This is a genomic window from Burkholderia sp. Ap-955, assembly GCF_011753045.1.
Lineage (GTDB): Bacteria > Pseudomonadota > Gammaproteobacteria > Burkholderiales > Burkholderiaceae > Burkholderia > Burkholderia lata_D.
In genome coordinates this window covers 145,177-159,685 of record NZ_VWWH01000008.1, presented here as the reverse complement: position 1 = coordinate 159,685, position 14,509 = coordinate 145,177, and the positions used below count along the sequence as shown (strand labels likewise).

Annotated in this window: 13 protein-coding genes; 4 read left to right on the top strand and 9 right to left on the bottom strand. The window is 67.0% G+C overall.

Annotated elements, in window-relative coordinates:
• The 3 genes from F3J15_RS07630 to F3J15_RS07620 form a co-directional block, all read right to left on the bottom strand.
• Positions 1-1,128, bottom strand: a 1,128-nt coding sequence (locus tag F3J15_RS07630) for an MFS transporter (RefSeq protein WP_166889468.1), incomplete at its 3' end; no start/stop codon positions are given.
• Entirely contained in the window at positions 1,125-2,537 is a 1,413-nt protein-coding gene (locus F3J15_RS07625) for a D-arabinono-1,4-lactone oxidase (protein WP_166889465.1), read from the bottom strand. The genes F3J15_RS07625 and F3J15_RS07630, both read right to left, overlap by 4 nt.
• Positions 2,538-2,620: 83 nt before the next feature.
• Entirely contained in the window at positions 2,621-3,847 is a 1,227-nt protein-coding gene (locus F3J15_RS07620; protein WP_166889464.1) for an amino acid deaminase/aldolase, read from the bottom strand.
• Positions 3,848-4,276: 429 nt separating this feature from the next.
• Here F3J15_RS07620 and plcR point away from each other — a divergent pair, with 429 nt between their 5' ends.
• Both plcR and F3J15_RS07610 read left to right on the top strand, forming a co-directional pair.
• Positions 4,277-4,990 (top strand): phospholipase C accessory protein PlcR, encoded by a 714-nt coding sequence (plcR, locus tag F3J15_RS07615; RefSeq protein WP_166889461.1) that lies wholly within the window; start codon positions 4,277-4,279, stop codon positions 4,988-4,990.
• Between the two features lie 67 nt (positions 4,991-5,057).
• Positions 5,058-6,434: a pectin acetylesterase-family hydrolase gene (locus F3J15_RS07610; protein ID WP_166889458.1), complete on the top strand. Its 1,377-nt coding sequence runs from the start codon at positions 5,058-5,060 to the stop codon at positions 6,432-6,434.
• 109 nt (positions 6,435-6,543) lie between these two features.
• On the opposite strand, the gene F3J15_RS07605 is transcribed toward F3J15_RS07610, so the two are convergent.
• From F3J15_RS07605 to F3J15_RS07595, 3 genes are all read right to left on the bottom strand, one after another.
• Complete coding sequence (locus F3J15_RS07605; protein ID WP_166889455.1) at positions 6,544-6,867, bottom strand: DUF4148 domain-containing protein; 324 nt, start codon at positions 6,865-6,867, stop codon at positions 6,544-6,546.
• A 275-nt stretch (positions 6,868-7,142) separates the two neighbouring features.
• Positions 7,143-8,258, bottom strand: coding sequence for a J domain-containing protein (locus F3J15_RS07600; protein WP_166889452.1), 1,116 nt, complete (start codon positions 8,256-8,258; stop codon positions 7,143-7,145).
• An 88-nt stretch (positions 8,259-8,346) separates the two neighbouring features.
• Positions 8,347-10,731, bottom strand: a complete 2,385-nt coding sequence (locus tag F3J15_RS07595) for a DNA polymerase II (protein WP_166889449.1) — start codon at positions 10,729-10,731, stop codon at positions 8,347-8,349.
• Between the two features lie 147 nt (positions 10,732-10,878).
• Between F3J15_RS07595 and F3J15_RS07590 the strand changes: the two genes are divergently transcribed.
• The gene (locus tag F3J15_RS07590) at positions 10,879-11,376 is read left to right on the top strand and encodes a hypothetical protein (protein WP_156814596.1); all 498 of its coding nucleotides are present in this window, start codon (positions 10,879-10,881) and stop codon (positions 11,374-11,376) included.
• Between the two features lie 127 nt (positions 11,377-11,503).
• Here F3J15_RS07590 and F3J15_RS07585 read toward each other — a convergent pair whose 3' ends face one another.
• Together F3J15_RS07585 and F3J15_RS07580 are read right to left on the bottom strand one after the other, a co-directional pair.
• The gene (locus F3J15_RS07585; RefSeq protein WP_069250501.1) at positions 11,504-11,728 is read right to left on the bottom strand and encodes a hypothetical protein; all 225 of its coding nucleotides are present in this window, start codon (positions 11,726-11,728) and stop codon (positions 11,504-11,506) included.
• 38 nt (positions 11,729-11,766) lie between these two features.
• Entirely contained in the window at positions 11,767-12,762 is a 996-nt protein-coding gene (locus tag F3J15_RS07580) for a LysR family transcriptional regulator (RefSeq protein WP_166889446.1), read from the bottom strand.
• A 103-nt stretch (positions 12,763-12,865) separates the two neighbouring features.
• On the opposite strand from F3J15_RS07580, the gene F3J15_RS07575 reads away from it, so the two are divergent.
• On the top strand, positions 12,866-13,240 hold the full coding sequence (locus F3J15_RS07575) for a nuclear transport factor 2 family protein (RefSeq protein WP_069250503.1): 375 nt from the start codon (positions 12,866-12,868) through the stop codon (positions 13,238-13,240).
• 176 nt (positions 13,241-13,416) lie between these two features.
• On the opposite strand, the gene kdgT is transcribed toward F3J15_RS07575, so the two are convergent.
• Positions 13,417-14,436: a 2-keto-3-deoxygluconate transporter gene (gene kdgT, locus F3J15_RS07570; RefSeq protein WP_166889443.1), complete on the bottom strand. Its 1,020-nt coding sequence runs from the start codon at positions 14,434-14,436 to the stop codon at positions 13,417-13,419.
• Positions 14,437-14,509: the final 73 nt, after the last annotated feature.

Sequence of the window (14,509 nt, the reverse complement as noted above, 5' to 3'; positions counted from 1 at the left end):
GAACGGGGCGGCCGCCAGCACGGCCACGCACAGCACGTGGGCGACGCGCGAGCCGCCGAAGCGGCCGAGCAGCGCACCCGACAGCGCGGTGCCGATGCCCGCCGCGAAAAACGTGACGACGAGCGTGCGCGCGACCAGCGAGCCGTCCGGGTCGACGTCGGACAGCATCCCGGTGAGGAACGGCACGATCACGAAGAACGCGCTGTTCAGCACGAACTGGCTCAGGAAGTACGCGCTGCCGCCGCGCGCGCTGAAGAACCATTCGATCGACGCGATCATCGCGAGCTGCGCGGCCCAGATCAGCGCGAGGCGGTGCGGGTGGCTGGCCGGATGCGACGGAATCGCCGCGCCGACGAAGCCGAGCAGCGACGACACCGACAGCAGCACGCCGATCGTCGTCGGCGACAGCCCGGCACGCTCGCCGACGAAGCCGGCGATCGCCCATTGCGACGCCTGCACGCCATACACCAGTGCCGTCACGACCCAGATCGCGATCACCGGCCGCCACGGCAGCGTGCCGGCGCGCACGTGGGTCTGCGCGGGTGCGCTCGCGAACGCGCCGATGCCGCGGATCGCGGGCGCCAGCACGGCGACGACGGCCGCCAGCAGCGCGAACACCCAGTGCCCGAGCCAGCCGGCCGGCAAGGTGGAGATCAGCACGAGGATGCCGCCGTTGATGACGCCCGCGAGCAGGTTGATTTGCCCCCACAGGCGGTCGGTCGACGCGCGCTGCGACACGCCGGACGCGACGACGACGAACAGCATCCCTTCGAACAGCCCCGTCATCCCGCGCGCGAGCGCCGCGGACGCGATGCCGGGCGCGACCGCGCTGAGCGCCTGTCCGGCGATCGTGCCGACCAGGCCGGCCAGCGTGAACGGCCGCGCGGCGCGCGCGATCCGGTGCGACAGCAGTGCGCAACTGATCGCGATGCCGAGGATCTCGGCGCTGACGAGCGCGGTCGCGGTGCCTTCGTCGAGCCGGAAGCGCGTCATCACGGCCGCGACGAGGAACGGCGACAGGATCAGGCCGTTGGTGGCCGCCGCGAACGCGAGCGCAAGGCGGACGACGGCGCCGGTCGACGGATCGGGGCGCGACTGCGCGGCGGCATGCAGGGTGGCGGTGCTCATGAAGCCTCCTGGTTGGATCGCGGTCGATCGTGTGCGATGCCGGCCGTTTCGTGCATCGGGTGTGTCCCTCGGCGGGCCGGCGTGGCGCGTGCGGTTGAAGCGACGCTTGCGCCTGCGTGTTGCGGCAGGCCGAACAGCGTGCGCAGGTACGGCGTCAGGAAGCGGCCATGCGGGTCCATCCGTTCGCGCAGCGCGAGGAAATCGTCCCAGTGCGGATAGCACGCCGCAAGCTCGACGGCCTTCATCGCATGCACCTTGCCCCAGTGCGGCCGCCCGCCGTGATTGCGGCAGATCGCCTGCACGCCCGAGAAGTACGCGTCGAACGGCATCCCGCGATACTGGTGCACCGAGATGCGCACGCTGTCGCGGCCGTAGTCGGGGCTCAGCCAGATGTCGTCGCCGCGCACCCAGCGGTATTCGAGCGGGAACATCAGCGGGAAGCTGCGGCGCGCGATGAACGCGCGGATCTCGCGCAGCGCATCGGCGCCGCGCTCGGCCGGCACCGACCATTCCATTTCGTTGAAGCGCACGCGGCGCACCGTCGACAGCATCGCGTAGCTCGCATCCACGTGGCGGCCGGCCGACACCGTCGATGCGCACAGCCGGCTCAGCGCCGGGCACAGCGACGGCACGCGCCGGCCGAGCCCGCACAGCGCGCCGAACACCGTGTTCTCGAGGAACGACTCGGACGCACGGCTCGCCCAGTGCACCGCGTCGGCCGGCTCGTCGGTCATGTCCCACGCCTTGGTCAGCACGGTGTCCGTATGCGGGAACCAGTAGAACTCGAACGAGCGGTGCTTCGCGATCAGCGCGTCCGCTTGCGCGAGGCAATCGTCGAGCCGCATGCCACCGCGCTCGAGGCGCAGCTTGAACGCGGGCACGAGGCGCAGGCCGATCTCCGTCAGCACGCCGAGCGCGCCGAGCCCGATCCGGCCGCCGGCGAACAGGTCGGGATGCGTGTCGGCGCTCGCACGGATCTCGCTGCCGTCCGCGCACATGAAGGTCAGGCTGTCGATCTGCGTCGACAGGTTGCCGAGCGTGATGCCGGTGCCGTGCGTGCCGGTGCTGGTCGCGCCGGCGATCGACTGCACGTTGATGTCGCCGAGGTTCTCCATCGCGAGGCCATGCGCGGCGAGCGCCGGGCCCAATGCCCACAGCCGGGTGCCGGCATGCACGCGCGCGACGCGCCGGTCGCGGTCGACGTCGATCACACCCTGCATCGCGTCGAGCGACAGGATCACGTCGTCGGTCTGCACGAGCGGCGAGAACGAATGACCGGCGCCGGCCGCGCGCACGGTGGCGCCGGCGGCCGCCGCGTCGTGCAGCACGGCCGCGAGCCCGGCGGGCGACGCAGGCGTCGACACGGTTGCATCAGGACTGCAGACATATCCCGACCAGTTGCGCCACATGGCATTGTCTCCGTGGTTGTCGTTTGAACAGGTTGAACGGGTTGACCGGTTTGATCGGTTTGAACGACGGGCCGCGCGGCCCGCTAGAAAAAGCTCTTGCCTTCGCCGCGATAGGTGGGCGCCTCGCCGACCACGCGGCTGCCGCGGATCAGCAGCAGCGTGTTGAAGCGCTCGCACAGTTCGCCGGCCTTCGCATGGCGGAACAGGATCGGATCGCCGATCGCAGGCGCGACACCGCGCGGCACGCGCACGGGCGTCTGCACTTCGCCCGCGCCTTCGTTGTCGATCAGCGTGCAGCCGGCCGGCAGCCACGGCCGCGGCAGGCGGCTCTTGCCGGCCGGGCCCGATGCGATATAGCCGCCGCCCGAGCAGGTCACGATGCCCGGCCGCGGAATCCGCACGACCGGCAGCGCGAAACCGGCGGCCGGCTGCGCATGAAACGCCGCGTAGTGATCGAACAGCGCCGGCGCGTAGAGGCCGGAGCCGGCCGCAAGCTCGGTGACCGACGCGTCGCCGAGCGTGCTCTCGATACTGCCGGTGCCGCCGCCGTTCACGAAGCGCAACGTGTGGCCTGCCGCCGCGAGCGCCTGCACGGCCGCCTGGCGGCGCGCGTTGATCTCGCGCGCCGAGCGGCGCTTCAGGTGACGCACGAGCGCGTTGCGTGCGCCGCCGCCAGGCTCCGTGTCGGCCACGCCGGCGATCTGTCCTTCATAGCCCATCAACCCGTCGAGCCGCACGTGCTGTCGCTCGGCGATGCGGTTCGCGAGCGCGAGTGCGCCGGCCGCGTCGCGCACCGGCGAGCGGTACATGCCGAAGTACAGGCCCGGATACGCGGACGACATGTCGAGATCGATCGCGAGCGGGATCGTCACGCGTTCATCGTGGGCGACGCGGTCGATCGCGTCGACCTGCGCTATGTCGTCGACCATCAGCGTGATCGAGCGGCCGCGCCTGAGCTGCGCGGCCACCGCGCGCAGGTCGTCGGGCTCGACGGTCGGATACGCGACGACGATGTCGTCGAACCCGCCGTCCGCGAGCCACGCCGCTTCCGCGGCCGAGTAGCACAGCAGCCCCTGCATGAACGGGCCGGCGGCGAGCACCGCGCCGATCAGTTCGCGCGAGCGCACCGACTTCGTCGCGAGCCGGATCGGCAGGCCGCGTGCGCGGCGCTTCAGGTCGGCGAGATTCGCGTCGAGGCAGTCGAGGTCGACGAATGCGGCAGGTAGCCGGCGGCCCGCGAGCGCGTCGCGATAGGTCGGATAGTCGTGGACGGCGGCGGGTGCACGATGCGGAAGGTCTGCACGGCTCATGGAACGGGCTCGGCTGGGTGGGGTGGGCGTCGCGCCGACCGTTCGGCGCGTGTCGGAAACCAGCATAGGGCTGGCCAAAATGACGACCAAGCGCTCAGCGGGTCGTTCGACGGGTCTTATCCGGCCATCCGTATCGGCCACGCCGATGCATGGCCCGCGTGCTGGGCGCGGCTGGATCACTGCTTGCTTGGTGTCGCGACGCACATGGCGAGTGTTGGCTCGAACCGCCGCCGGACGGGCGTGGCGCGCGACAGGGCGCGCTTGGCCGAACGACCACGAAATGCGTTTCAAACGTCTTGGGAACGTGGCCGCCGCGAGCAGGTTTAGTGCCGGCGTTCTAGTGCCGCTTTTGACGGGATGCCGGATTCGACCTAGAACCTACTCGCGGATGCACCGGCGAAGAACGGCATGACGTGACGAGGAGGCGACGTGAAGAAGAACAGGGCACTCTGGCGGCGCACGGGCGCGATCGCCGCGATCGGCGTGACCGTCGTTGCAGTCTGGCGATATGAAGCGGCGACGCCGGCGCAAGCCGCGTCGTCCGACGCAACGACCACGACGGCGAGCGCGCAGCCAGGCGCGGCCGATACGTTCGGCACCGGCACCGCGACGCCCGGCTCGGAGGAGCGGCGGCTCGACGTCGACGCGCTGCGCCGCAGCCTTGCGGGGCGCCCCGATGCGGATGCCGAAGTGAATCGCATCGTCGCGTTCGCGCGCTTTCGCGACGAGGTTGCCGCGTATGGGAATCGCCGCAACAGCATGCCGCAAGCCGAGCGCGCCGCGCTCGCGCGCCGGATTCTCGACGAACTCCCCGACCATGTCGCGCGCAACGAGATCGTGCCGGTGCAGGCCGAGGCGCTGAGCGCGGCGCTGCTCACCGACACCGAAGCCGATCCCGCGACGCGCAGCGCGGCGATCCGGTCGATGCGTGCGCAATGGGACACCTTTGCGCAGCAGACGGTCGGCCCGTCGCCGGCGCAGGACCCGCGCTATCTCTCGTACGAACAGCAGAGCCGCGACGTCGTCCGGCAGGTTCAGGCGAGCATTCCCGATCCCGATCAGCAACAAGCCGTCATCGCGCAGCGCCTGCAGGCGTTGCGTGTCCAGCTGTTCGACGGCGCTTTATCGTCCGGCGTGCACTGAGCGCCGAATCCGCGACGCCGGGATCGAGCCCGGCGGCCGCGCCATGCCCATCGACAAGGAGGGGGAGATGTCCACAGCACGAAGCCTGCTGCGCGCGGCCGTTGCCACGCTGCTCGGTTGCGCGGCACTGAACGGCCACGCCGCCGATACGACGATGCCGGATCCATCGATTCCGTATTATTCGTGGTACGAAGTGACATTGCCGGAGAGCACCGGTGCATCGTGCGGCAACGGCACGCCGATGCGCTTCTACATCAATCGCGCGCAGTCGGACAACCTGCTGTACATGATGGAGCCGGGCGGCGCGTGCTGGGACTACGGCACCTGCACGCAGACGTCGACCGGCGCCGAGGCCGGCCTCGGCGGCTTCAACCCGGACGGCATCCCGCACAACTACATGAACGGCACCGCGAACCAGAGCCTGTTGTCGTCGTTCCTGTCGCCGCTGCTCACGCGGATGGATCTCGCGCATATTCTCGTCGGCGAACCGAAGGTCGAGACGCAGCAGTGGACACAGGTTTTCGTGCCCTATTGCACCGGAGATATCCACATGGGCAGCGCGGTGCGCAACTACACGTCGCCGAGCGGCGACTGGCGGCTGCAGCACTACAGCGGGCTGAAGAACATCCAGGCCGTCGCGCAGTGGCTGACGTCGCACGGCTTCGGCAAGCCGAACCGGCTGCTCGTGTACGGGATGAGCGCGGGCGGCTACGGCACGCTCGCGAACTACGCGACGCTGCGCAACACGTTGCAGCCGCAGGCGCATAGTTCGCTGCTCGACGACGCCGGTACCGTGTTCAACACGCCGTTCGGTGCGGACGCGGCCACCCATCCGTCGGTCGGCCTGTACGACCGCGTGCGCACCGAGTGGGGGATGACGGGCCCCGACGGGATGATTACCGTGAACAGCCGGCTGACCAGCCATTTCGATCCGGGCAACATGGGGAGCGCGTATGCGGCGCTGTCGGCGACATTCCCGCACGACCGCTTCGGCTTCTCGAGCTACCAGCGCGACAAGATTATCGCCGCGTATCACTATCGCGCGTTCGTGCCGGCCGTGATCGCTGCGCCCGACGACGCGACGAAGGATTCGCTGTCGCTCGCGATGTTCGCCCAGGAGCTGGACGGGCTGAAGCAGACGCTGAACCCGTTGCCGAACTTCGGCTACTTCATGCCGTGGTCGCGCAACGACTTCATCGCCAACCACCAGGTGACGGCGGTCAGCTTTACCGGGTCGGGGATCCACGAGCACGGCGTCGACGCGGATATCGGCACCTTCGTCGACAACCTGCTGAACCAGCAGGACCCGGCCGACACGCCGGTGATGAAGGCGTTCCGCACGCAGCAGTGGTCGGATTTCACGTTCTCCACGTTTCTGGCGTGGATCGACAGCATCTTCAACCTGACCGGCGAAGCGGGGCCGATCTCGGGGCACCGGGCGTGAAGCGAAGCGGCGGTTCGCCCGAGCGGGCGACCGCGACGCAGCGCGGCGGCCGGGTGTCGTGGCCGCTCGCCTGCGTCGATGCGTGGCCGTGCGTTACGGCGTTACAGCGTTACGGCTTCACCACCGCAACCGCCGGCGCGCCCGAATCCGTGCCAGGCGCACCGTTCGACCCGTAGGCGGCCTCGGCGCTCTTGCGCTCGGCCAGCCGCTTGGCGGCCAGGCGTTCCTGCGCGGCGACGATGTCGCCCGGATAGTTGTCGCCATCACCGGCGATCGGCTCGTAGCCGACCGATTCGAGGTCGAACAATTCCTGGCGCACCTGCGCACGCGTGAGCGTCGAGTGCGACGACTGCGCGTACGAAGCGGTCGGTGCGGCGAGGAGGGCGGTAGCGGTTGCGGCGACGGTGGCGATGGTGACGATGATGGATTTCACGGTTTCCTCAGACGGTTTCGTTGCGGTTCGGCGCGATGGCGGCTGGCTGAACCGACGAGACAAGTTTAGGAACCCGGATCGGCCGGATAAATGCCGATTCCTGTCCAGCTGTGTTCCTGAATCCGTGACAGTGGGTGAAATACGGCGTCCTTGGTGCCCGGTTTTGGGTGGGTTGATTCGCGTGGAATGCCGATCGATGTGGGGCACGCAGCCGTTCCGTCAGACCGGCTACGCACTCGATGCTCGGCGGGCAGGCGCAGGCCCGCCCGACAATGCTAGTCGTCGAAACGCGGGAATGCCTGTTGGCGCTTCATGTCCTTCAGCCATTCCTTGACGTTCGCCGGATCGTCGAACTCGCGCAGCGTCAGGTTCAGATCATGGATGCTGCGCTGCGTGCCCGCGATGTCGCGCGTGAGCATGCGCATGATGGTATCGGGCGCGACCTTGACCGACGGCGCGATCCCGTAAGTCCGCCGGAATCCGGTCTCGACGTCCTGGATCTCCTGGTCCAGCTCGCGAAGCTGATCTTCCAGGATGCCGTTGTAGCGCGCGAGCCGGTCTTCACCGAGGCCGTTGATCGCGTGCCGGTCGATCTGTTCGATCTCCAGTTGCAGCTCCAGCAGTTGCAGGAGCTTGCCGTTCGCGTAAGCGTGGTTGACCCGCTGCATCAACACGGTCTTGCGTTCCTGTTCCTGGGGATCGGTCTCGCGATCGGGGTGCAGCGCGCTCGCCAGCTTCCGGTAGACCTCGCGGATCGACCGGCTCGCTTCGGCCTGCTCGGCTTCACGCTTGGCCAGCGCGGCCGATTGCCGGGGCGCTTTCTTGCGCTTGGCGCGCTGTGCCTCGCGGGCCGCGTGCTCGGCCATGTCCCGCTCGAACTGCGCGTCCAGTTCGGCCTGCATGCGTGCCATGAGTTCTTCGGGCGACAGCGCGTCGAGATCGTCTTCCGTTGCCACGCCAGGCGTCGACTCCGACTTCGGTTCCGGCTCCGGCTCGGCTGCTGCGTTGTCGCCGTGATCGGCGGCGTTGTGCCGGGCGTGGATGGCCTTCAGCTGCGCGTCGTCGCTGAAGTCGAGCAAGTCGCGCGCCATGTTGGCGATCATCCCGGACAGGGTGTGCTGCTCGGCCTTGCTCAAGCCTTTCTGCAGATACGCGTCGTCGAGCTGATTGAGCAACCGGATCCGCAGCGTGGTCGACGTCTGTTCGAGCGGCAACAGCTCGTCGACGAATTTCTTCTGGAAGGCCGGCATCGCGGCTTCCCACGCGCCGAGCCGCTCGCGCCGCTTCTCGATCTGCTGGACGAGCGTATTGAATGCTTTCTGGGCTTTCGACAGGCTGGCTGCCTCGTGGCCGGGCGCGATGGCGACCGCTGTTCCGCGACGTGCGGTCATGATGACTCTCCTTCGGCTGCGGCAGGACGCGCAGCAGCGCGGTATTTTAACCGCGCCCGACGTGTCTCCCTTGCCCGACAGGGCGCGGCTACTCCTGGAACAACTGCCCCTGCCCGGAGATCACGCGTTCGAAATCGTCGCGCAGGAACGGCAGGATCGCATCGGCGACGGGTTGAAGCTGGCGGCTCAGGTAGAACGCATAGTCGATCGGCGAGCGCATCGTTTCGAGCGGCTCGGGGCCGGCTGTCGTCATCACGTAGCTGATCCAGCCACCGCGCTGATACTGCAGCGGCCGGCCCTGTGCCTGATTGAACTCGTCGGCGATCCGCGCCGCGCGCACGTGCGGCGGCACGTTGCGCTCGTACTCGCGCAGCGGCCGGCGCACGCGTTTGCGGTAGACGAGCTGGTCGTCGAATTCGCCGGCCAGCGTGCGCCGCACGGTGTCGCGGATGAAATCCTGGTACGGCTCACGGCTGAACACGCGCCGGTACAACTCGCGCTGGAACTGCTGCGCGAGCGGCGTCCAGTCGGTGCGCACCGTTTCGAGCCCTTTGAAGACGAGGTCCTCGCCACCGTCGGCCGCCGCCGCGAGACCTGCATAGCGCTTCTTGCTGCCTTCTTCCGCGCCGCGCACGGTCGGCATCAGGAAACGGCGGTAGTGCCGCTCATACTGCAGCTCCAGCGCGCTCTCGAGCCCGAAGTTCTCGCGCAGGTGCGTCTGCCACCAGCGGTTCACCTGCTCGACGAGTGCGCGGCCCTTGGTGCCGGCTTCGTCGTCGTCGTGCGCGCGGCCGAGCCACACGAACGTCGAATCGGTATCGCCGTAGATCACTTCGTAACCCTGCGCTTCGATCAGCTCGCGCGTGCGATGCATGATCTCGTGCCCGCGCATCGTGATCGACGACGCGAGGCGCGGGTCGAAGAAGCGGCAGCCCGTCGAGCCGAGCACGCCGTAGAACGAATTCATGATGATCTTCAGCGCCTGCGACAGCGGCGCGTTGCGCTGCCGCTTCGCATCGTCGCGGCCTTCCCATACACGGCGCACGATATCGGGCAGGCAGTGATCGGTACGCGAGAAACGTGCGCCGAGAAAGCCGGGCACCGACGCGTCGTCGCCGGGATTCGCGAGCCCTTCGATCAGCCCGACCGGATCGATCAGGAACGTGCGGATGATCGACGGATAGAGGCTCTTGTAGTCGAACACGAGCACCGAGTCGTACAGCCCGGGGCGCGAATCCATCACGAACCCGCCGGGGCTGTTCTGCCCCGTCACGTCGCCGAGGTTCGGCGCGACATAGCCGAGCCGGTGCATGCGCGGCAGGTACAGGTGCGTGAAGGCCGCGACCGAGCCGCCGGTGCGATCGGCCGCGAGGCCCGTCACGCTCGCGCGTTCGAGCGCGAAGGACAGCAGGTCGGCCTTGTCGAAAATGCGCGTGACGAGCTCGCAGTCCTTCAGGTTGTAGCGCGCGAGCGCCGGCTTGTCGTGATCGAAGCGGCGCTGGATTTCGTCCATCCGCTGGTACGGGTTGTCGATCGACTTGCCTTCGCCGAGCAGCGCCTGCGACACGTATTCGAGGCTGAACGACGGGAATGTCCACGTCGCGGATTTCAGCATGTCGATACCGTCGAGGATCAGCCGGCCGGCCGCACCCGCGAAGAAGTGGTCGGGCTGCTGGCCGTGCGCGCGCCAGTCGAGCACGCTGCCGCCGCGGCCGAGCTTCAGCGGGATGCCGTATTGCTCCGAATGGGCATGCAGGATGCGCAGGTCGAACTGCACGAGGTTCCAGCCGATCACCGCATCGGGATCGTGTTCGTCGAACCATTCGTTGAGCCGCGCAAGCATCGCGGGCCGGCTGTCGCAGTAGTCGAGGCGGAAGTCGATGGCATTTGCTTCGTCACTGCCGTCCCCATTCGCCGGGCCGAGCATGTAGACCTGCCGTTGCCCGCAGCCTTCGAGCGCGATCGAGTACAGCTCGCCGTGCACGCTGGTTTCGATGTCGAGCGACACGCAGCGCAGCGCCGGGCGATAGCCGGACTCGGCTTTCAGCTCGGCGCTGGCCAGCGTGCCGTCGGGGCCGGGCTGCCCGCGAAATTGCACGCACGCGGTGATGAAGCGCTCCATCGCGTAGCGGTCGGGCGGCTGCACGTCGGCTTCGTAGACGTCGACGCCGGCTGCCGCGAGACGCTTCTGCAGCCCGGACAGATGGCGATAGCGCTTGCAATAGAGGCCGACGACCGGACGCTGCCGGAAGTCGCGCAGCGCGAGCGGGCGCAACTCGGCCTCGCGCTCGCCGGCCAGCGCGCGTTCGGCGAGCGCTTGCTGCTCGGCCGGAATGAACGCGACGGCTTCCTGCGGGCGCAACCGTACGCGGCGCGGACCGTGTTCGGTTGCCAGCCAGAACTCGATCTCGATGCCGGACGCGGTGTCCCGCCAGTGGCGGGTGAGGATGAAACCCTGCTCGAACGCCGTCAAAACACTTGCTCGTGGTGGATGCTCAGGCGGCGGATTTTAGCGCTTGGGCGGGGGGCGTGCCGGAATGGCGTGCGCGATGTCGTGCCCCGGTATCGCGGGCAATGATCGTAAGATTCGGGGTCGATTCAACCAACCAGGCGTCGTTCAATGAAAATCACGATGGATCGTGTCGCACGTGGTGCCGTGCATGCTGTTGTCGCGGCTTGTCTATGGGGAAGCGGGAGCACGCTGTTCGCCGCTCCGAAACTGAAGATACTGCCGGCAGCCCAGGAAGCAGCCTGGATACAGGCAGTCAAGCGGCACCGGACAAAAGATGGGGCAACCGTTGCCGAAGTACTGGCCTATGCGGAGAAAATGAGGCCGCGCGCTTTCAAGGTCGAACGAATCGAAGTCGGTTACAACGGTGCGACCGGTATCGCCGATGCGGTGACGATCGGCTACTGGATCGGATCGAAGCGCACACCGGACGATGTGTATGTCGATCTCGGATATTCGATGTCGCCTGATGGCCGCATCATGCCCGTACCGCCGAACGAGCCTACCGCAACGGCATTGGAGAGCGGACGGAATGCATTTCTGCGCGCTGTCGACGATACATATCGGGACACCTGCCGGTCCGATCCCGATCATCCGCCGGCTTGCTGACCCTCTTCACTCGCCGCCGTCTCCACACGACCTGGATACCCGATACCCGTCGGGTAACGCGGTACGTCGTGCGCGTCGCGTTCATCTCCAACGCGGGTTCGGCGAGCGCGTGAAGTTCGGCGCGCGATCAGGCGACGGCGCGCCGTTGCGTGACGCGCCATTCGGCGTGCGTTGTACGGGAAGGCTTGGGCAGCCAGCGGCGCGCGGCGACCGCGTACGGCTTTTGCGTCACGTATGCGTTGACGGAGAGTTCGAGCGCATCGTCGTCGATGCGGATCTCCCGCGCGACGAAAATCTGCCCTGGTTCGACCCGCATCGCAAACGCTTTACGTGCGTTTGTCAGGATCAGCATGTGCGGCCGATCCGAAGCGACGCGACGTAACGAGCGAATCAAGCGGATGGCAAACGACGCAGCGTTTCGAGCACCGTCGCTGACGGCCGCCGGCCAGCGCCAGCATCATCCCCTTTCGACCGCAGCCCCGGCATCATCCCGACAACAAAGTCGATGAACGCCCGTACCTTGGCCGGCACGTGATTCCGGCTGGGATAGTAGACGTAAAGCGGGAACGTCTCGTCGCACCAGTCCGTCAGCACCGGCTCCAGCGTGCCCGCCCGCAGATGAGTGTCGATCCCGAGGTCGATCACCTGAGCGATCCCGTAGCCAGCAAGGCAGGCGCCGATCTTGGTTCCTGCATCCGTGACCATCAGCTTCCCGCTGACGGCCACCTTCACTTTCTCGTTTCCACGCCAAAACTCCCAATCGAAGGGCCTGCCGGTCGCCGGGTCGATAGCCATGATGCATTCATGGCCATCGTCGACCAGATCCTGCGGCGACCTCGGTCGACCGCGTTGCTCCAGGTACGACGGCGCGGCTACGGTCATAACCCGCGGACTGTACAGCCGGCGGCAGACCAGGGTCGAAACGGTTTGCGGTCCAAATCGAATGGCGAGATCGAATCCATCGCTGATCAGGTCCGGGAGGTCGTTCCGGGTCTCCAGCTTCACGTGAAGCGCCGGGTGATCCTTCATGAACTGGGCCAGCTCCGGCGCCAGCACCAGGCGAGCGAACACGGCATCGCACGCCACACGGAGCGTGCCGTTGACGATCGAGGTCTGGTCAGAGGCGCAGGCAGTTGCCTCTTCAATCCCCTGGAGTAACGGCAGCACCTTGGACAACAGATCATGGCCGGCGTCCGTCACTTCGACGTGCCGGCTGGTGCGATGCACGAGCTTCGCGCGCAGGCGGTCTTCCAGTCGCTGGATCGCACGACTGACCGCTGGTTGAGTCTTGCCCAGACGAGACGCGGCACGGCCGAAGCTCCCGGATTCGGCGATGGCTGCGAGAACCAGCAAGCCGCTGACGAGTCCCCCATCGAGGTCTTCCATGATCCATGTGTTCCTGTAATGGCAGCGATAACCGGGTCGCCGTAGCCGAGGGCGGGGACGATCGCTCACTATACGAGCCGTTCACTACCGAGGGAAGCCAGCCATGACCCAGACCCAAGCCGTCGTCGCTTTGATCGACGATTATTTCAATTTGGCTTATGAGCCGAAGAGCCGTGACTTCGACGCGGTCTTTCATCCGAGCTGCATGATTCAGTGGGTGGATGAAGGCCGGTTGCGCACCCTGTCGTCACAGGAGTATGCGGCACTCATCCATGGGAGGCAGAGCCCTCGAGCGACCGGCGCGCCGAGAGATGAAGCGATCCTGTCGACGGAGAATATCTCGGACAGCCTTTCAACGGCTACCGTGCGGGTGCGAATCGGAAACAAGCTCTTCAACGATCACTTCGTCATGCATAAGGTAGAAGGAAGCTGGCTGATCGCGACCAAGGCGTCCGCTGTCGTGCATACGTTCGACTGAAGCGTCTCGCGGCGGATGCGCATCAATGTCCGGATGCGTGAGCGCGCCACGGAAAGCACGCAAACACCGACCAACGAAAAAGCCCGGGAAACTCATCGATTTGCCGGGCTTTTTACACCATCGAACATTGACTGACTTGAAGCGGGTGCCTGAGGCCAGACTCGAACCGGCATCCCTCAAACATGCCCCTCGTGCTCGATCGCCCGTCCCGGCGACGAACGCGTGGCAACCCTCATCGACGCCCCCGACATCCTCGCCGCCCGCTTCGCCCACATCGCCGTCAATATCGGCACGAGAATCGCCGTCAGGAGGCACGCGGTCGCGACGATCGCCGTCGCGGCCGGCACCATCGGCTTGAACTTCGGAATCATCTCGCCGATGATCGCCGGGTTCGCGACCGCGGCGCCGGCCGTCGACGACGCGGCAAGCCCGGCGGTGCCGTTGCCGCCGCCCAGAAACCTGTCAGCCAACATCAGCGGCACGCCTGTCACGACGATCACCGCGAGCCCGAGCGCGATGCCCGGCAGCCCGCTCTTCGCGATCACGTTGAGATCGATGCCGTTGCCGAGCGCGAAGCCGAAGAACGGGATCAGCGGATGCACGCAGCGCCCGAACAGCTCGCGCAGGTCCTCGTCGAGATTGCCGAGCGTGAAGCCGATCAGGAACGGCAGCACCGCGCCGACGAACAGCCGCGTCTCGAACACCGCGACACCGGCCGCGCCGAGAATCAGCATGCTGACGAGCGGCCCCGATTCGATCGACATCAGCACGAAGGCGCCGGCCTCTTCCTTGCTGCCGTATTGCTGCATCACGGCCGCGTAGAGGCCGCCGTTGGTCATGTCCATCGACGTCGTGATCGCGAGCAGCGACAGGCCCGCGAACAGGCCCGTGCGGATGCCGTCGTCGGGGATGAACTGTGCGGCGATCACGGTCGCGAACCATGCGACCACAAGCTTCGTCGCGAGCAGCGTGCCCGATTTGCGCAGCACGACGCCGGTCGCGCGCAAGTTGATCGTCGCACCCATGCAGAAAAACCAGACGGCGAGGATCGGCACCGTGCCCGCGATCAGGCCGTTGGTGAACGAGCCGAAGTACTTCCCGGCGTTCGGCGCGAACGTGTGCACGCACGCGCCGAGCAGCATCGGGACCAGCATGAGCCCGCCCGGGATGCGGTCGATGGCCTGTTTCAGCTTCACGTCTCCTCCGTGGACGTCAATGCGTCCCGTTGTCGAATGATGTCTGCTGACTGACTATAGGACATGATTCGGA

Bases quoted from the DNA above. Each gene is read 5' to 3' on its own strand.
- F3J15_RS07585 (WP_069250501.1), bottom strand. From the start codon at position 11,728: ATGCTGATCCTGACAAACGCACGTAAAGCGTTTGCGATGCGGGTCGAA.
- F3J15_RS07590 (WP_156814596.1), top strand. From the start codon at position 10,879: ATGAAAATCACGATGGATCGTGTCGCACGTGGTGCCGTGCATGCTGTT.
- F3J15_RS07620 (WP_166889464.1), bottom strand. From the start codon at position 3,847: ATGAGCCGTGCAGACCTTCCGCATCGTGCACCCGCCGCCGTCCACGAC.
- F3J15_RS07580 (WP_166889446.1), bottom strand. From the start codon at position 12,762: ATGGAAGACCTCGATGGGGGACTCGTCAGCGGCTTGCTGGTTCTCGCA.
- F3J15_RS07575 (WP_069250503.1), top strand. From the start codon at position 12,866: ATGACCCAGACCCAAGCCGTCGTCGCTTTGATCGACGATTATTTCAAT.
- F3J15_RS07600 (WP_166889452.1), bottom strand. From the start codon at position 8,258: ATGACCGCACGTCGCGGAACAGCGGTCGCCATCGCGCCCGGCCACGAG.
- F3J15_RS07625 (WP_166889465.1), bottom strand. From the start codon at position 2,537: ATGTGGCGCAACTGGTCGGGATATGTCTGCAGTCCTGATGCAACCGTG.
- F3J15_RS07610 (WP_166889458.1), top strand. From the start codon at position 5,058: ATGTCCACAGCACGAAGCCTGCTGCGCGCGGCCGTTGCCACGCTGCTC.